Source organism: Pseudomonas sp. GL-B-19, from assembly GCF_019956415.1.
Taxonomy (GTDB): Bacteria; Pseudomonadota; Gammaproteobacteria; order Pseudomonadales; family Pseudomonadaceae; genus Aquipseudomonas.
The window spans coordinates 21,912-41,534 of record NZ_JAHBDK010000014.1 but is presented as its reverse complement, the minus strand read 5'-3'; the positions used below and the strand labels follow the sequence as shown (position 1 = coordinate 41,534).

Here is a 19,623-nt window from a genome sequence, read left to right as displayed (position 1 = left end):
CCATCAATGGACCCCTAGCGCTCCAGGAATACGATACCTGCACGTTGTTCAACGTTAACTGTACCGTCAGAGTTTAGGAACCGCATGAGTACTTCGTAATGCTGATATCGATCCGATTGATAATGTCTACTCAAGACGCCTTGATCAGCCGATTTCACATAAACATCGAATACGCCATTGTTGAAAAAGGCGACGTCTACACCTACGACACCTTCTCCAGTGGTGTTATCAACCAGCCGACAGCTGAGGCGCGCCGTTTGCCCTACATAATATTGGCCATTGCCGATGAGTTGAACAAAGGCTAGCTGCCGATCCTCAACAGTAAACATTAGCAGTGCCGTATCCCATCCCGCCTTTCCACCTCGCACAGAGGCTCCCAAAACACTCGGCATGTTCGCTGAAAGCCTGAACATCACACTCGTTTTCCCTTCTTTGTTAGTTCTCGTTGGTGCAATCGTCACGCCCGGGAAGTCCCACATTACCTCTACATCCCACAAAGGTTCGCCAGTGATAGCTGAGACAACGATAGCGTCGGCCGAGACCTCATCTCCGGGAAATCCGGCAGGATCCGGACTGGACAGAGTCTGTATTTCCCGTGGCTCATTCAGGAAATACGACAACGCAACCGACTCCCTATCCCCCACCGTTGCCGTCAACTCAGCCTCTCCAGGAGTTTCGGGAACGAAGCGAACTCTCGCCACCCCGTAATAATCAGTCACAGTGGTCACGACTCCAAGATCAGGACTACGCCACGTCACCACCCATCCCACCATCGCCTTGCCACTGATGGCCGACACTACGGTGACCTGCCCAAAAAATTCCTGCCCCCAATCCAGCGTCTGATCAACGCGGCTGTTCCCGGTGATTTTCACCACCTGCGCACCTTCCCCCAATGACATCGCGTTCGCTGGCGAAAGACTCGCCTGCCGTTCCGATGACAATCGCAACGCAAAACTTGCGTCCTTCAGATCGCCCGCCTTGAACTGATACTGCAAATTCACCACATTGAAAAACTTGCGTGGTACCCCCAAGGCCCCCAACAAAAACCTGATTCCCAGTTCGTCAGGCCCAGTCCCCGTCATGCCGAGTGTCAAGTCACGATCAAACAACGGACTGTTCTGGGGAGCCGGCACCTCAAACATGTGTTCACCTTTGCGACGCGGGAAGTAGGTCTTTTCGCCCCAGGCGTGAGCCAATCCGCCGTCAAACCTGACCGACAGCCCCTCCCACGGATCGCTCGCCAGTGCCGTAACCCCCATCACGCGTTTATCTTCAAAGCTGTCAAAAGCACTGACCACCAACGCCTGTATTTCATGTGCTCCATCGATTACCGGCGAAAAATCAATACCGGACCAACCTTCGTTATCGGTATGCACCACCCTTGGCCCCTGCGGCGTCGTCCATGTCACGGGCACCTGATTCACAGCGTGCTGGGTGAAATGAGAGAACACCTGAACCCACTGCCACGCAGGCTCCTGCCCTACCACCGGATCCACCGGCGATTCACGCCACGACTCGATCCTGATTTTGTTGTGCGCCAGCATCATCGGCTTGGCGCTGGCAACGAAGTTCAACTGAGGCAGTGCCAACGCCAAGGCGAACTGGCCGGGTTGCTGACTGGCGGTGAAGTCCAATGACCAGATAGCACCGCCGTCGGTGATCGTTTGAGGCAGGTTCAAAGTGGGTTGAACCGTTGCCCCTAACTGATCGGCGGGGGTCCCCGACCACGCCAGCGAGGAATCCAGTCCCACCAACGGGCTCAGCGCATGGGGCAAAACGTTGAAGCGATGCACGACGCCCAGGCAGGGGTAAAGTGACTGACCGTCGAGCGCTGCCGATATCTGATCCAGCATCAGGCTCACTTCTTCCGTCAGGTCTGCAGACATCAAGCGCCCGGACAGTTCCCGAACGGTTGAAGCGCTTTCATGGCGTAGCTCCAGTTCAAACAGACTGCTGAGGCTGTCATTCGCTTGTGAGACGAGTTTCCATTCCACGCCGTCTGCTACCAAAGCCTTGGGCGTTCCGAGGTCAGCAGGCACTAATCCGATATCCGGGGCTGCACCTCGCCAGTGCAAACTGATGTTTTTTCCAACCCACGAACTGCCGGCGACCGGAACAACTTTCAAGGTATGTGTCTGGCCACGCCGACACAGCACGCCGAGCGTATTGCGTTCGACCTCCACCTCATCCAGCAGGATCTTGACTTCACGCTTCCAGGGACTGGTCGCAATCGCCTTCACATCAAAAAGCTGTTCAATCGCAACGGCCTCTTCATGGGCCTTGATGCTGGCCTCGACGACCTGATCCCCTGCGACTTTCGGCGTATACAACACACTGGCCCAGCCACCGGCACCGGATCGGGTCGCAATCGTGCCTTCAGGGGTTATCCAGTCGACCCACGCGTTGTTCACCGGATCACCGTCGCCACTGGCCACGACATGCACCACCTGCACCCGCAACAGCACGCTTTCGTTTTCATCCACCACCGGAAACTTGTTGGCCTCACGCACCTCGCCGACCTTGACCAGATTGCGCGCCAGCGACATGGTTTTTTTCGGTGAAGGAGACAACAGCTTCGAGCAGACCAGCTCCAGATAAAACCGACCGTCAAGACGATCCTCGCTCGTCAGGGTCCAGGTCATATCGCGACCGATGACCGGCACCGATTCCTCAAGCGGCGGGCTGACACCAACCCCCAATTGTTCATGGGAATCACCGCTCCAGCGCAACGACAGTTCCGTGCCCAACAACGGGTTGTCCGCAGGCAGTTTCACCGTCACCGGATAATCCGAGCCCCGATTGGGATAGCCGGTTTTTTCCTCCCAACGCTTCTCATCGCCCTCGACGACCGCCAATACTTCCTTCCACGGATCCGTCGCCAATACCCGAACTTCCAACGCCTGAGTGACCACACCAGCGGCGTAATAGGGGCTGTCGACAGAGGCCTGAATGACAACGTTACCCGCTGCCACCGGTTCAAAATCGAAGTAAGCCCAGCCTTGGTCATTCGTGACGCCAGCGCCTTTCACCCCTTGGCCTTCAAATGTCCAGGTCACCGTTCGCCCGCTGAGGGCCTGGCCGGTGTAATACGACGCCACTTGCACACCCAGACGCACACGCTGCCCGTATTCAAGCACCGGGTAATACGCCGCCTCGAGCACCTCACGAAACACCAAACGATGATGCCCCAGCGATACCCTCACCGAGTAAGGCTCGGCGGTGTACTGGTTAAGCAGGTTCATCGAGAAAAGGTAGGGCCCCTCCTCGCCAATCAACGGGCAATCAAGCTGCCATTGATCCTCCAGCGGATGATCCACCCCCCAGTCTGGCGCCGCGACAACCGCGCCAAGCGGATTGTCGTCGCTGGTCAATGCCGCGTGGGTGTCCCGCCAGGCATTGTCTGGCGCGGGCAGGAATTTCAACCGGTGAGCCTCGCTCGCGGAGGCCCCCAGGCACAGGTACAGCGTCGCAGCAGGTGACACCGGTTCTTCATCCAGCATCAGCCCTTGCATCACCGCTGGCTCCAGATGCAATTGGAGATTGATTCGGGTGATGCAGATGCCCGAAATGGGGTCATTGGGGGCATTGGCCGGGCTGGACACGTCGACGGTGAGCGTGTCCCCGGCACTGAATGGCAGCGCCAGTTCAACTTCGTACTTGATCGGCTGGAACTCCAGCGGCTGACCGTTCCTCATCCGCGCCTGATCCTCCTCCACATCCCGAGATGCACCCGGCGGCAACGGGATTACCAAAGTCTCTTGCTGCCCATCAATACTGATCTTCAGCGTGCCCGCTTCGGTGTGTCGTGTCTCGCACCAGAAACCGAGGACATAGCGCGCTTGCTCAATGGGATCCTTTGGGACCTCCAACCGCTGACTGACCGAAGACTTGTTTCCAGACTTCAGTAAAGGAATAAATTCGCCATCATGGAGTTCACTTGCTCTACTCAACCAGCCTGGATTATTCGGACCTTTCTTCCAATCGGAAAACCCCTGCTTGAAATCGCCATTGCGGATCAGACTTTGATTGGCCTGGATGATCGGTTCATTCATGACGGACGGCTCCTTCGACGGTTGGGTTTTGCTCCGGGTTTTCAGCTTGGGTTACCAGGTCTTCGACGGTTCGCGCGAAGGTTGGCTTGCCGGCTTTGGCTGTGAAACGGATCCGCAGAATGATGTCCGTCAACGACAGCAGCATGGCGTGCTGCGACGTTTTTGTCGGCCGTGGAAAGTTCAACGTCCAGCGCGACACTGCCCCGGTGTTTTCGAAGGGGTTGAGCAACCCTTCATCAGGTTTCATGGCCGTCATGCCGTTATCGGCAATCCCCATCGACAAGACGATTTGTTGACCACTGCGCAGGTTGACCTGCACGTCGGAGGGGCCTGTGGCACCGTCCGGGTTGTGCAAATACCTCACAGACTGACTCGATGCCTTGGTCGCGATCATGCTGGTGATCTGCAACAAGGTTGCTCGTACATTTTCGTAAGGGCCGGTCAGCACCGGCAGATCGACCTCGATCGAGCTGATTTGTCGGCAGTAATGCCCCGGATGATCGCGATCGAACAGCAGCTGGGTAAGCTTGAATTCCAGTGTCCCCCGGTCCTGCAACTGCTGCAGCGCAGACGTCCAGTTGTCGATCCCTACTTGCGGTTCGACCTTGTCGTCAAACAATTGCCGCAAGGATACGGTTTTGACCAATTCCAGCCGTCGCTCATGGCGTTGCAGGTATTCACGCTCCATGCGCAACAAATGCCCGCGTAAGTGTTCGCCTGCGGTCAAGCCGTGACGGTTATCCAGCCAGACCTGAGGCAAGGGAAGATTCGCGTCGTAATCGCCGGTTTCCGCGTTCAACGAAGCCTGAGCGTTGAGGCACAAACTGACGACCGCATCGTACGCCTGATAATGCAGGGCCTTGAACTGGCCCAGCAACCAGCCGAACAGTTCGGCATTGGTCGCACGCTTCTTGAGGAAGTTGTAAACCGTCAGCGCCTGACTGTTGGCCGTGAGGGTCTGCTGCAGGCTGGTTTTGGCCGCCTCGACGGCATGCCTTTGAGCACCGATCTGCTCATCGATCGCCCGGATCTCCGCTGTCGCTTGATTACGTTGCATCTCCCATTCGTTGCGACGACGACGATAGGCTTCGGTGGTGGCTTGTTTGTCCGCGTCCAGTTGCTTGACCGCCGAAGCGATGTCCAGTCCAAAGCACACGGCATTGATGGCTTCGTCGACACGAAACCCACCATTGGCCAAACCGAACACATTGGGCAGTGCAGCCAGCACCCCGGCTGCTGGCTTGATGCTTGAGGACACCAGTGACAGTTTTTTTGACTCCTGCAGACTTTCCATGACCTCGTATTCAACCGCCGACACATTTTCGTCATAGAGTGCCGCATAGGCATCGGCCCGTTCCGCCGCCACGGCTCGACTTTGCTCCAGCGCGACCACATTCGCCTTTAACTGGTCGATGGCATATTCCTGCACGGTCTGGGCATAGGTGCCCAGTTTCACCAGATGGTCTTGCTGCATTTCTTCCTGCTCGATCCGATCCCGCTGCTCAAGCAAGCGCAGCACCTGGTTGCCGTATTCCTGCAGGGTTTGCACGGCACGCAACGCCGCCTCGAAAATCACGCGCCAACGGAAAGCACCGACCACCAGACGCCCGCCCATGGGTCTTGGCGCGCCAATGCCCCCGGCCGCCAGGTCTTGCAACAATTGATTGGGATCGGTGGGAGGGCTGAAAAGCGGGATCTCCATCGACTTGCCGTCAAGGGTGAGATTATTGCGCAGGTTATGCAGGCGTTGGCCGGGCAAGTCGTACATCGCGAGCAACTGATCATTGATCGGGAGTTTGAAAGGATTGTTCGCCAGCAACCCGAGCTCGGGCGGTTCGTCGGCGCCGACAGGAAAGTCCGCCAGGCTGAACCCGAGGGTTTGTTCAAATTGCTCAAGCGCCGGTCGCGACAGGCTCTTGGCCAAAAGGCCCTCCACCGTGTCGGTTTCCCAACGGTTCACTGTGCGCACCGTAGGGGCCTTACCCATGAAGAACTCGGCCTGGACGTAACACAACTTGGCCGCCACCAGGCTGTCACGGGTGAGCTGGCGGTAATACCAATCGCCCCAGGCGACCAGGTTCTTGACGTATTCAGTAAACACCAGGATCTGGAAATGGTAGGGCGCGGAATAGCCGATGGCGTCCGGATCGGTCGGTGCGCGGGTTTCAAAGCCCACATTGCCTTTGACGACGTTCAATGGCCGGCAGCGCCAGTAAAGCGGTTTAGGATTTACTGCTTTTGTAATGTCCGCCGGCGCCTGCGGATCAAACAGATAATGCAGCCATTTTTGCGCCTCCAGAAAACGATCCTCCGTGCGCAGGCGCGTTGAGACCAGATGAGGCAAATGAAAAAACAGCTCCCAGAAAAACAAACCATTGGCGCCGTTGAATGCACCGTTCGGCTCGCTGATCGTTGCAGAACCGGGGGGCGGTTCCGACAGAAACTGGGTGTCCCAATCAAGTACGGCATCCACGGAAACATTGGAGCGTTGCACCAGCTCGGGGCCGAACAGCGAATTCAGACGGGTGAATTTAAGCGTCCAGTCTGGCTGGTTGAAAGCAATAAACTGCGCCGCATTGGAAGTGTTTTTGAGCAATGCCGACGGGTCGAAGTCCGTTACGTTGGCAATCGTCAATACAAATTCTTTAAGTCCATATCCACCCGTGGCACTGCCAAAAGTAAAGGTCGGCGTCCCCCATGCACCTTTCCCCCGCTTGAAGACTTGCCATTCGGTGCCCCAGCCACCGGCAATTGGCTTGGAGGTTTTAATCGGTGCCGGGTCGCCTTCGGCTGGGTTTTTCAATGTCAATTCCAATTCAACGTTATCGGTACGGGTTTCTCCCGTGGGCCTCAAAACTCCCTGGACAATCAGCACATCCTCTTCGCCGACCCGAAACGCCACGGCCTGCACATCCAGGTAAGGCGCCAAGGTCCCTGGCGTGGCCACAGCGGCAGCGATGGTCGGCTGGTTCAGCAATGGATGCTGCACCGTTTCGGCGGTGACAAAGCGTTTGTCCGCGGCGTGCTTCAGCCAGCCGCCATCGTCTTCGGGCAAGGGACGGAAAAGCACATCGCGTACCGCTGTCACATTCAGACCGGGCTCACTCGCGCCCCCTTTGCGGTTCGTCAACAACACCCCCAATTTACCCTTGGGGTTGTGATGATCGGCCCACACGGTCGCAATCAGTCGAACGTTTTTGTCCTGGGAGTGATCTGCCGTCTGCGCGGAGCTGTGCATGTTCAGCGGTGCCGACCACTGGCCGTTTTGACTCATGAACGCCAGATTGATGTCCAGCCACGGCGGTATGCTCTTGCCATCCGCTCCCTCGACCTTGTCCCGCCACTCGGCCCACACCAGGCACAACCGCCCGCTCCAGAACACCGGGCGAATGTCCAACACCTTGGCTCCGGCCGGAATATCCACCGGCTGCCATTCATTCCACACCGCGGGATTGAGGGCGACATCGGCTGGCGAGAGTTCCACCTCAGCCTTGCGCCAGAAATACTGAAAAGGCGGCACCCGCTGGCGACCGACAAAGTAATAATCGGCGCGTGCCGGCGAGGCACCGTCCATGTAGCTGCTGATCACGTCCAGGTTGCAGGTCTGCTCGAACGTTTTCAGGTAATCCTGCAGGGCTGCCTGTACCGAATCGCTGTTCAGGCGGGTCTGATTGAGATTGTTTTCCAGGGTTTTGAACAGGCTGGTCTTGCGCTGTCGCACAAAGGGGGTCATGAAATTTTCCGGGTAAATCGCGATCAGTTGCCGCGCGGCCCAATCCGGGTAATTGCTGTAAAGCTCCCAAGTCGCCAGATCTCTTTTATCGAACTCGATCGTCGCATAGCCCGGCTCCAGCTTGCGGTACGCGGCATGAATAAACTGCTGGGCGCAGCTCGTCGCTTCGGCCACCCGGGAACTCTGAACCGGGTAGTTGTCCAGGGGATCCATGCGCAGCAGTTCGAACAGGTCTGCCGGGGTTTTCAGGAAGCTGTACTTTGGCGATTCTCCGCTCCCGAACTTCCCGATGCAGAACTCGACCAGTGCATTACGGCGCTTTTCGAGCAGGCCAGCCATATTGTTCAGAGCCATAGTCCTTACTCCTGAGGGGTTGAGCCGGAAACGCAGGACCAGTCAGCAATAGCGATCATTGACCTGCCTCCTTGCCGTCGAACGAGATGGATTCGAAATGAGCCGTGGTTTCTCCTGCTTCGGACAAAACGCTGATCTCAAACTTTCCACCGGTAGGGCTAGAGGCAAACACTCGCGTCAACCCCTCCTGGTTGGTGTAGGTCTGCTCCGGCCGGATAACCAGCAAAGGCGTTTTGGTATCGCCCACAACCTCGTAGCTCCATCGCACGAGGCTGTTTTTCCCGAGGTTTAGATGCTGGTCCATCAACGTGGCGTAGAGTTCGACTTCCTGACCGTGGGGCACGGTGCCCAACGGCACCGGCGACATGAGCGAAGGCGGAAACTGCAGTGACTGCGCGTCAGCGACAACATGGATGGTGGGGGCGTACTGCGGCTCGAACAGATCCAGCCAGAACTGCGGGGTGTCCGTGCCCATGACCTTGCCGGGCAAGAACTCTGCCTTGACCACGCCATCGACGTCCGTTTTCCCGGTGGCAATACTGCCCAGCGTGGCAAGCCAGTGAACCTTGACGCCGCTCAACGGCTTTGCGTCGATATCCTTGAGGGTCACGGTGAAGGTGATTTTCTCGCCGGGCTTGCTGGCCACCACTTCGGTCTTGTCCGGCACACAGGTCAAGGTAACGAGCTGCTGCAAATCCTCCGTGAACGCCATCTGAGGCACAGGGGATCCGGACAGGCTCAGCAACGCATGCTCGGCAGCATCCTTGTACTTCGACTTGTCCACGGCCTCTGGCAGGGTGCCGATCAAAAAAATCGTCAAGGCATCCATGCCGGTCTTCGTCGCCATGACCCGAATGCGCATCAACAGATCCAGTTGGGTCAGGTTTTTCAGGATCTTGAGTGCCGGGTCGATGCGACTGACACACTCGCGCACCTCTTGAACACTCCAGTCGAAAAACTCCGCCAGACGAATCGTAGCCGCTTGCTGGGCCAGACGCTCAGCATCAACGCTCAGGTTGTCAGGCAAGGCATTGACCTCACGCAGATAATCGAGCAGTTTCTGCGCAGGCTTCTCGCTCAACTCAAACGCCCGGGTGAGCACCGTCAGGTAGTAAAGCGTCCTCACCGTGAACGCATGTTTGTCCTCCTGATCGAGCCAGGCCTTGTGGCCGTAATCCAGGTAGTCCTGCAACAGCTGGGCGCCGAGATCGAGTTTCGCCACCACCGCACTGCGACGGCGTACATCGGCCAACAGTACAAGCAGCGGGTCAGGCTGCTCGTTGCGTCCCCGCAAGGAGTCTTCCCGATCCGACAGGGTGCGTTCGAACACCTGACGCAACAATTGGTGCACCGTTGCATTGGCCCAGGCCAGCACTTGAAACGCCTGCTCGGCGTTGACGCCCGCATAAACTGCCAGCGACTCCTTGATCACCGACGCCTGAGCCTCCTGGGCCTGCAAAAGCACGGCGAGCATTTTCTCGACAATGGCAGCGCGTGCGACTTCATCGCTCTCACCGAGGCCATCCTTCACCGCCCCGTCGAGCGCCTGCCGGGCAAAGGCCAGGTACTCGGCTTGCGTACCCGCATACGCCAGGACCAGCCCGTCAGCATCGACCAGCATCGTCAGCAAATCCAGCCAGCTTGCGTTCGCCAGCGGTGGCACACCTGCCATCAGTAACGCCGAGTGGGTGAGCTGAGCGCCTGACAACAGGCTGCGCACTTTTTCAAACAACTGGCGCTCATCGTCAGAATCGGTGGCCAATGCCTGGGGTTGTGAGATGTGCTGCAACATCCAGAGCACCGCAAGTTTGCGGTCTGCGCACCACCCCACACAGGAATGCAGGGCGTAAATGAGGTTCAGCACATCGGGTGTGTCAACTTGGGTCGAATGGATCCGGGGAGTACCCGCCAGACCGTAGAGCCATTCTTCCCCACCCAATAACGTCAGCATCAGGACGCCTTCGACCGGCGTCATGCCCAACAGACGGGGCAGCTTCACCAGGCGATAAAAACTGGAGATGACCGCAGCGGTACGCTTGAGTTTGTTGTCGGTGACGCCATGCGCACCGGCAATCGCCATGGCCAGGTATCGGTAGGTCTGCAGGTCGATCCCCAACGCACTGCACAACTGGGTGATCGTCAATTCGGAATCGCCCTGGATGGGCAACACCGAGAACTCACCGTCATCGAGCAACATGGGTTGGCGGTAGTCGCCCTGGCCATTGAAGACTTGATCAAACTGCGAGAGCGCTTCACCGCGACCGTAAATCGACAACTCGTTGATAAACGCGGCAAAGTCTGGCGCCGTACACCCGTAGCGCTCGCGTAACGACTGAAACAACCCCAGCGCATGCACGACTTTTTCCGTGATCAACCAGGCATTGTCTGATGCGCTACTGCGCGATTCAGCCCTGATGGCCGCCACCAACAACGCATCCACCTGATCGCTGGGCAGCTCCAGCCACTGATCCAGACGCAACTTGCGGTTCATTCGGTCGTATCGCTCAAGCCCATTTTCGTCGGTTGGATCCGCTGATAATTTATGCAGGAATGAAGGGCCGGTTCCGCTACCCGTAATGCTGACCGCGGGGTCGCTATTGGCATTGAGGTAAACCGAACCGGAGCGCCAGCTTTCCGGCTCAACAGGCTTGTTTTGCGGGTACGTCACGTTGGCAGAGCGCACGGGGGCGAAACCTCGTACCGACAGCAAGGCCTCCAGCCCCAGGGTGTCGAGTTTGGTTCGCTCACCAAAGAATGGCACCTGGTTAAGGTTCTGCCACGCCACGCCCCCGGCACCGAAGTTCTGTAAATAAAAAGCGTCGCGACTTTCGGAGTCTGCAGGCTCCTCGGTCAGCAACCGTCGCTGATAAGGCCCCAGCCGTGATGCGTGAGCCAGGGCACGCCCCGCGTCGGCATCCCACGCCTGGCGTTGCAAAAAATAAGGGGCAGAGATGTCCACCAGGTGCGCAAAATTGCCGACCGAAAGGCCTTGGTGACGGGCGACCGCATCCAGGGTCACCCAGTGCTGATAATAAGGCAGCCCATTGGGATATCGCGCCTCGATCATCGCGTCTTCAATATCCAGTCTGGCATCGTGCTCGGCGATGAAGGTTTCCAGCACCGGGACAATGATGTCGACCGCAGACACCGATCGATACACCGCATTGAAATCGACCGACAGCGGTTTCAGGTCCTTGCGTCGCTCATGCAGCGGCAGCTTTTCGTTGCTGCTCGAAACGGACTCGATACGCTGCTCGATCCACCTCAACAGCTCGATCAGATACGCCACTGGCGAAGCGAGAGATTCCAGAGCTTGCGACGGGCAAAAACTGGCGAACTCAGGCCTGAACAGCGTTTCGAAACTGGGTCCCGAAACCATCGACAACAAACCACTGGTCGCCCCAGCCTCATCTGTTTCATGACCGCGCAAGCTGTGCTCGATGAATTGTCGGCGCACATAAATGGCCATGCTGTTGGCCCGCCGCAAAAATCGGCGGGCGTCATCGGGGCTCACGTTGTATTCCTTCACCAGCCCCTGCACACCCTTTTCCACCAGAGGAAAAATCGAACCACCGTCTTCGATGTAAGTGTTGAGAGCAGCGTACTGTGCGCGTTGTTCTTCACTGAAGACCTGGTTCAGCAATTGCGAGACGGGGCGGGAGTCAGCCATGGTCAGGTTCCTTGAGCCGATAACGGTCCTGAACAGCCTGACAAGCCTGTCAGGCCGTGCGATTGATTGAAGAGATTTGGCGCCTGAAACCGACCACCGTCTACTGTCATAACTGACAGTACCGGCGACCGTTCATCGAGAAGTTGATTCAGGCTTTGGGGGACGCCGGCAGGATTTCGAAGCGTTGGCTGTCCACCCAATCGGACACCGTCGCGCCATCCCCATCGTCAGTGAGGGTCTGCCTGAACCGGCACCAATTGCCGCCGTCGGGCAGCGGCTGCTCCGCACTGCCCTGCCAGCCACTGGTGCTGACGGCAATATTCGGCGCCCACACCTGCTCAGGGTTGAACCAGCTCATGACGCGCCCGACTCCCGGTTTACCCTGACCTTCAAAGTGAACCGGATCACTGACCCAACATCCCGCCGCCGGCACATTAATGGACGGCACAAACGTACCCAGCACGACCGGTCGTTCAGGGGATTCGGCCGATTCGAAACCGTCGCACGACGCCACAGCCACCAGGCCATAGCGACCGCCAGGCTGATCGAGCATCAGCGTCACCGACCAGGTGCGATCCTCCAGCACCGGACTCTGCCCCAGCACCGTCAACGCAGCGTCCCTCAGTTTCACCGTCACGGTATCCCCTGGCACGCCAAAACCTGACACCACCACCCGCCGACCGAGCTGTTCGTCCAGTGCCGGGGTTTCGATATACGGGGCCGCCGGCACGACGTTGTAGTTCAACGGGCGACTATCCCGGGATGTCCGTTCTTCAAAGGTTTGCCTGGCCCGGATGATTTTGGCCCCCACCGGCAAGGTCACCTCGGCCTTCCAGCGGCCATCCGTGCCCACGGGAATATCCTTCAACAAAGGCTCGGCAGCACCATCGAGCCAAACCTCGACCCGCGCACCCGATGTGGCCCACCCCTCAAGCGTCGCGGTTCGTGGCAGATCGCCGTTTTCCGTTGGCTGTGTAAAGACCGGTGGCAGCAGCACCACCTCAAAATCGACCATGTCGCTGCGGGGGGATGGCCGCTCATAGCGCGTTTGTAGCGCATCGATGGTGTACTTTCGAAAGCTCAGACCGGTGAGTTCGATTGACCACTCACCGTCGGCTGTCAGCAGCTTGGGGTCTCCCAGATCCCGCCCGGATTGAGCATCGCGCAGCTGCATCGTGGCCCCGGCCATGCCGTCCCGACCCTCGACCGTCATGTCGCGACCGACCTCAGAGTCGGGCTCGGGTTTAGTGAACACCGGTTGGGGAATGGGCGTGTAGACCTTGAAGGTTTCAGACGCAGCGGGCGATGTTTGCGAGGCAGCCGTCTGGGTTACGGTGACGGTGTGAGTGACAACATCCGGCTCAAACCCAGTCCCGCGCTGAAAGGTCCAGTTTGGGCCGGTAACGATGGCAGGATGCTTGATGGTGGGGGCATCGCTGAACGTGAGTTCAACGACTGCATTTGACCAGCAGGTGCCGGAGAATTTTGGAGAGAAGCCGTCCTCTACCACCAGGCCAATGATAGGTGCCAATGGTGGGATGGTGACTATGAGGGGGACCCAGGTCGGCGACTGCTGACTATCCAGAAATTGCCTGACATGAACATCCCGCTTGAATGTCGGCCCCCACACCTGGGATGCCTGGCTCGACCACTTGCCTGCGGACACGAGCGCGTTAGGGGCGGGGAAGGTTCTGCCACCGGGATCAGCGATCTTCACCGTAGCGTTGTTGGTGCCATTGCCGGAGAAGGTCGGCCGGTATTCCGTCGTGCACTTTATGTCGCTCGGATCCGGCAGCACCCGGTTGACGGTAAATGCGTAAGGCTGTGACTCAATCCAGCCATTGGCATTGTCCGAGACTTTCTGAATCGCCCTCAGGCTGTAGGTGCCAAACGGCCAGTTGGTCGCGGTGGTTTCCCACCGGCCACCTGTCACTGTGACAGCGGACGGCGGCGTCCCTCCCGGCCCGCTGACGACAGTGATCTCGACCGTTGCGCCGGTGTGGCCAGTGCCTGAGAACTTGAGCGAGGTTTCGGTTGGATATGAAATGGTGACGGCGGTCAGTGCTGGAGGACGGACTTTGAACGACCGGGCTGCGCTCTCATCAGAAGGCACACCTCCGACAATTTGTCGCGCGACAATCGAAAACGGACCGGGGGGCATATCCCTGTCGAATCTTGTTATGGTCCACTGCCCCTGCGGACCTGCGATCCCCTCCCCGATCTTGAACGAATGATCAAGGTCCTTAAGTACTTCGACAATGGCATTTGCAACAGCACCTGTTCCGGATATTGGCCCTCGCATATCAGTGATAGCACCGGTGCCAGGCATGTAAATGTCAGGCACTGAAGGTACTGGAGGCACCACAATAAAACTTCGGTGAGACCATGCTTCATTACCCGACAGCAAATGCCGAGCCGCAATAGTTACCTTTCCTGTTCTGTCACTCAAATCAATGGGTATTGTCCACATTCCTCCAACGTCGACAATACCCCGACCCAATTCTTTACTTCCGCCCTCATTGACGATTTGGATGACTTGACCAGCTGCTCCTTGACTACCAGTGATTACTATATTTTTTGACGCGACCACGTCCGCATTTTCGAGGGGGGTTAAGAAGCTTGGTGATTTTAGGTAAGTTATGTTTTTTACAGCGGATTTCCGAGAGTCAAAGTTTGGAACGGATTGCTCGACGTATATTTCATACGTTCCTGAATTGCCATTTAATGTAGTCGACCATCTACCGTTACTTGACTGAAAATCCCCACTGATTGGACGCCCGTCAACCGAACAAATCCTGAGGGTAGTGGCATCGCCGCCCGTTCCTGTAATGACATTTGTAAACGTTGCAGCATTGTCAATTTTGGGCAAGGTACTCATATAAAGATCAATGGTGTGCCAGCCTGAATTCTGACTCCCGTACTGCCAATAATGATTCAGTTTTAAAGGACCTGAATTGTTTTTGTAGCTGAATCGGCTAGAGTGCCATGCATTTCCTGCGGTCCATTTGCCGTGAGAAAACCAATCCTCTATGTCATTTATCATGACCTGAAGCCAAACCTGGTGATTACCATCGACGTCTATGCGGTACTCAAACGACTCATCCTGGCTCACTATTAACCCATCATAGATATAGGGAAATCTGACCGGATTAATAGCTACGCGGGTATCCGGGTTTTCCATGTCGGTCGACGGCAAAGTCTCCCCTTCACTGACATCTTCAACGCGACTGCGCTCAGTCTCACGGAACTTGCTTTCATCTTCGGACATGATCTCACTCCTTCGCAGCCTGCTGTGGAAAGCCCTAGGCTTTCTTTCTAACTGCGAACCCAGAAGTTGCCAACCTGTAAAATCTGACAGTTCCGACGAGCGGCACCCTCCTGCTTTGCGCGATCAAGGCCGCGCCTTCGCCCTTCGGCTCATTGACTACACAACCTTGCGCAACGGACTACACATCCGCCAGAATCCGCCGGCTTGTGCACCTTGGCCCTGCCCCGTAACTTGATCCGTGTCGCTGCCAATCAGCGATCGGGTTTAGTCGCCCGGTGTTTGTACGATGTGCATAGGCGTCATCCAGTCGGGTTTTCCCTATCCCCCGCACTTGATGGTGGCTGTTCGCAGGGCGCTCTCGGGCGCGCCGGTTCTCGTACTCACCGGTCGACTAACCTGCTTACAGCCGCCACCCCTCGTTTAGTCGCGAGGTCGAGGCAGCCCCAATCGAGTACGAAAATATGTTCAAACCAACACCCAATCCACCCCCCGAAACCGACCCGGTTTCCCCCTACGCCACCCTCGATTCACGAAAGCTCCACGCCGCCGCCGACAAGGCGCTCGACCATTACCTCAAACCCGACGTCGAATCCCTTCGCACTTCCCAGGACCGCGCCATGAAAATGTTCACCGTTGTCCCGGATGCCAATCCCGAAGCCCTGACCATCCAGACCTACGAGACCTTTTCGTCGGTCAGCATTCTGCTGCTCGACCTGGCCGAAAGCCTGGAGGACAGGCCACGGCATCTGGCGATGGTGATTTATCAGATGAGTGAGTTGGGGTTGATGCTGGTGGAGCGGTCGCTGGATAACGAGCGGGCGATCAAGACGAAGTAGTCGTTACCGGTCATTCTTTGTTGTTTGTAATGACGTCATCGCGAGCAGGCTCGCTCCCACAAAGGATTTGTGAACACAGGAGATTCAGTGTGGGAGCGAGCCTGCTCGCGATGGCAATCGTGAGAGCGCCGCTAAACTCAGGCAGACGCCGGCAACGGCTGAAAACTGAAGTACTGCCTCAACGCCTCCACCAATTGCCCATACTCCGGCGGTGCCCGTTGCAGGCTGAACCCGGAGTCGTAGTGCTGCGGCGTTTCGTCTTCATGGCACCACAGGCAACTCGCCGCCAGGTCGATGACCTGCAGGCAACCATTGGTGGCGGGGATTTTCAGACGCAGGTCGAAGTCGACGCCCACCATCATGGGCAACTGGCTGATCAGCATCAGCCCGTCTTCAGACACGTTGCCGAGAAAGCCTATGGGTTTGTCGGTGACGCTGTTGAATACTTTCAGGAAATACGGCAGTTGATGCCGCGTGATCCGGCGGTTGGTAAACATGCGCAAATGGCCCAGCAAGACCCTTAAGCAGGGCCGCACTACTGCTTCGGAACGGGTCTTCCTCTTTATTGATAGAAGTGAAGGCGCGTTCTCCCTGATCCCGGTGCGACAGTCCATGCAACCGCTGACGCTTACTCCTGCCGATCACAGGTATGCACTCGGGTTTAGAAGCAAAGCTCTAAAACCGATCTCTTGGACTATAGCTCACCACCGCCAGTGAGCCAGCCCTTGCGTGACGACTGCAATCAGTACTGCTTCGGGGGCACGGCTGCGGCGCTTCGCAGCGGGTAACGGCCCTGGCTCTCCAGGGTTTCCAGACGCGCGCGGGCGCGGTAGGCGTATTCGCTGTGCGGGTACGTCTCGATGATGTACTGGTAAGTCTGCGCCGCATCGATAAACAGCATCTGCTTTTCGAGGCACTGGCCGCGCATCATCGACACTTCCGGCCACACATAAGGCCGCGCACGGCTGGAGCGCTCGACTTTTGAAAGTTCGAGTATCACCTGCTCGCAATTGCCACGGTCGTAGGCGCTGTAGGCGAGATTCAAATGATGGTTCATCGACCAACGGGCGCAGCCCGTCACACTGAGGGCAAGGACGGCAATGAGCGCGAATCGCATGGGGGTTCTCCTGTCTTGAGCTCTGTATCGACCCGTTGTGCTAAATCTTCAGGCTGCTGGTCACTATCGTTTAAAGATAAAAGCCAATAAGTAGTGCATTCGAACAATGACTACACCCCAAGAGCATAGTAGCCTCACTCAGCGCTTGAACTCAGGAGTCTTTGCATGTCCGTCCGTCGTACCAAAATCGTCGCTACCCTTGGCCCGGCCAGTAACTCGCCGGAAGTTCTCGAACAGCTGATTCTGGCTGGCCTGGACGTCGCCCGCCTGAACTTCTCCCACGGCACCCCCGACGAGCACAAGGCTCGCGCGAAGCTGGTGCGTGACCTCGCCGCCAAGCACGGCCGCTTCGTCGCCCTGCTGGGTGACCTGCAAGGCCCGAAAATCCGTATCGCCAAATTCGCCAACAAGAAGATCGAGCTGAAGATCGGTGATCAATTCACCTTCTCCACCAGCCATCCTCTGACCGAAGGCACCCAGCAGGTAGTCGGTATCGACTACCCCGACCTGGTCAAGGATTGCGGCGTAGGCGACGAGCTGCTGCTCGACGACGGCCGCGTGGTGATGCGCGTGGATACCGCCACCGCCACCGAACTGAACTGCACCGTGCTGATCGGCGGTCCGCTGTCCGACCATAAAGGCATCAACCGTCGTGGTGGTGGTCTGACGGCTCCTGCCCTGACCGAAAAAGACAAGGCCGACATCAAGCTTGCCGCCGAGATGGAAGTCGATTACCTCGCCGTGTCCTTCCCGCGTGACGCCGCCGACATGGAATACGCCCGTCAACTGCGCGACGAGGCCGGCGGTACTGCCTGGCTGGTGGCGAAGATCGAACGCGCTGAAGCCGTGGCTGACGACGACACCCTCGACGCACTGATCAAGGCGTCCGACGCGGTGATGGTTGCCCGTGGTGACCTGGGTGTGGAAATCGGCGACGCTGAGCTGGTGGGCATTCAGAAGAAAATCATTCTGCACGCACGCCGCCACAACAAGGCCGTGATCGTCGCGACTCAGATGATGGAGTCGATGATCCAGAACCCGATGCCGACCCGTGCCGAAGTGTCCGACGTGGCCAACGCCGTGCTCGACTACACCGACGCCGTGATGCTCTCGGCGGAAAGTGCTGCCGGTTTGTATCCGCTGGAAGCCGTTCAGGCCATGGCACGCATCTGCATCGGCGCTGAAAAGCACCCGACCAGCAAGACCTCCAGCCACCGTATCGGCAAGGTCTTCGAAAGCTGCGACCAGAGCATCGCGCTGGCGGCCATGTACACCGCCAACCACTTCCCGGGTGTAAAGGCGATCATCGCCCTGACCGAAAGTGGCTACACGCCGTTGATCATGTCGCGCATCCGTTCGTCGGTGCCGATCTACGCGTTCTCCCCGCACCGCGAAACCCAGGCCCGCGCGGCCATGTTCCGTGGCGTCTACACCGTCCCGTTCGACCCGGCGTCCCTGCCGCCTGAGCAAGTCAGCCAGGCTGCGATCGACGAGTTGCTTAAATTGGGCGTTGTGGCGAAAGGCGACTGGGTCATCCTGACCAAGGGCGACAGCTACCACACCATCGGCGGCACCAACGGGATGAAAATCCTGCACGTTGGCGATCCGATGGTCTGAGTGACCGACCGCTGAAAAACAAAAGCCCCGCCATGTGAATGGCGGGGCTTTTTGGTTTCTGGTCCAAAAGTTGTGTTGTCTGGCCGGGCCCCATCGCGGGCAAGCCCGGCTCCTACAGGGGTTGGCGGTGTCCACAAATCCAGCGTTCAACTCAAAACCTGTGGGAGCTGGGCTTGCCCGCGATGAGGCCCGTCCAGTCACCGAAAATTCAATGCCGCTTGATAAACCCGGTCAACGCCGCCAACGCTTCCGGCGACCGCAACCGCTGGGTGAACAACGCCCCCTCTTCTTCGATCACCTTGCGCAGCAATTCCCGGTCCGGCGCTTTCATCAATTGCTTGCTGATGCGCACCGCTTCCGGCGGCAACGATTCAAAGCGCAACGCCATCTCCCGCGCCTTGGCCAACGTTGCTTCGCCACTGCCCAACGCTTCAGTGGCAATGCCCCACTCTGCCGCCTGTTCACCACTGAAACCTTCACCCAGCAGCAACAACTCCGCTGCTTTGGCATGCCCAAGCAAGCGCGGCAGGATCAGGCTGGAGCCGAACTCCGGGCATAAGCCGAGATTGACGAAAGGCATGCGCAGGCGAGCATCACGGCTGACGTAAACCAGGTCGCAATGCAGCAACATTGTCGTGCCGATCCCCACCGCAGCACCGGCCACAGCGGCGATTACCGGTTTGCGGCACTCCAGCAAATTGAGCATGAAGTGGAACACCGGGCTATCGAGGCTACCCGGCGGTTGTTGGATGAAATCGGCGATGTCGTTGCCGGCGGTGAAGCATTCAGCGCTGCCGGTGATCAGCACGGCGTTGATTTCAGGGTTGGTATCGGCCTGCTTCAGCGCCTCGGCCATATGGCTGTACATGGCGCGGGTCAGGGCGTTTTTCTTCTCGGGGCGATTGAGGCGCAGCGTCAGCAAACCGCATTCGCGCTCGATCTGGATGATTTCGGTCATGGGGGTCTCGCGTCTGAA

Annotated in this window: 9 protein-coding genes; 2 read left to right on the top strand and 7 right to left on the bottom strand. The window is 57.9% G+C overall.

Translation table 11 applies throughout. The features are described 5' to 3' along the window. Window positions 1-14: 14 nt before the first annotated feature. From KGB06_RS03160 to KGB06_RS03145, 4 genes are all read right to left on the bottom strand, one after another. A complete protein-coding gene (locus KGB06_RS03160) occupies window positions 15-4,052 on the bottom strand; it encodes a hypothetical protein (protein WP_223511809.1) in 4,038 nt (1,345 codons plus the stop codon). Then, window positions 4,045-8,139 (bottom strand): neuraminidase-like domain-containing protein, encoded by a 4,095-nt coding sequence (locus tag KGB06_RS03155; protein WP_223511808.1) that lies wholly within the window; start codon window positions 8,137-8,139, stop codon window positions 4,045-4,047. Before KGB06_RS03155 ends, KGB06_RS03160 begins: the two co-directional genes overlap by 8 nt. 55 nt (window positions 8,140-8,194) lie before the next feature. Continuing rightward, window positions 8,195-11,809: a Tc toxin subunit A gene (locus KGB06_RS03150; RefSeq protein WP_223511807.1), complete on the bottom strand. Its 3,615-nt coding sequence runs from the start codon at window positions 11,807-11,809 to the stop codon at window positions 8,195-8,197. Window positions 11,810-11,957: 148 nt separating this feature from the next. Next, the gene (locus tag KGB06_RS03145) at window positions 11,958-15,077 is read right to left on the bottom strand and encodes a hypothetical protein (protein ID WP_223511806.1); all 3,120 of its coding nucleotides are present in this window, start codon (window positions 15,075-15,077) and stop codon (window positions 11,958-11,960) included. 461 nt (window positions 15,078-15,538) lie between these two features. On the opposite strand from KGB06_RS03145, the gene KGB06_RS03140 reads away from it, so the two are divergent. Then, on the top strand, window positions 15,539-15,913 hold the full coding sequence (locus KGB06_RS03140; RefSeq protein ID WP_223511804.1) for a DUF6124 family protein: 375 nt from the start codon (window positions 15,539-15,541) through the stop codon (window positions 15,911-15,913). Window positions 15,914-16,050: 137 nt separating this feature from the next. Here KGB06_RS03140 and KGB06_RS03135 read toward each other — a convergent pair whose 3' ends face one another. Beyond that, on the bottom strand, window positions 16,051-16,410 hold the full coding sequence (locus KGB06_RS03135) for a PilZ domain-containing protein (protein WP_223511802.1): 360 nt from the start codon (window positions 16,408-16,410) through the stop codon (window positions 16,051-16,053). Window positions 16,411-16,655: 245 nt separating this feature from the next. Next, entirely contained in the window at window positions 16,656-17,030 is a 375-nt protein-coding gene (locus KGB06_RS03130; protein ID WP_223511801.1) for a tetratricopeptide repeat protein, read from the bottom strand. 165 nt (window positions 17,031-17,195) lie between these two features. Between KGB06_RS03130 and pyk the strand changes: the two genes are divergently transcribed. Then, a complete protein-coding gene (gene pyk, locus KGB06_RS03125; RefSeq protein WP_223511800.1) occupies window positions 17,196-18,647 on the top strand; it encodes a pyruvate kinase in 1,452 nt (483 codons plus the stop codon). 208 nt (window positions 18,648-18,855) lie between these two features. Here the strand turns inward: pyk and KGB06_RS03120 are convergent, their stop codons facing one another. After that, on the bottom strand, window positions 18,856-19,605 hold the full coding sequence (locus KGB06_RS03120) for an enoyl-CoA hydratase-related protein (RefSeq protein WP_223511799.1): 750 nt from the start codon (window positions 19,603-19,605) through the stop codon (window positions 18,856-18,858). Window positions 19,606-19,623 lie beyond the last annotated feature (18 nt).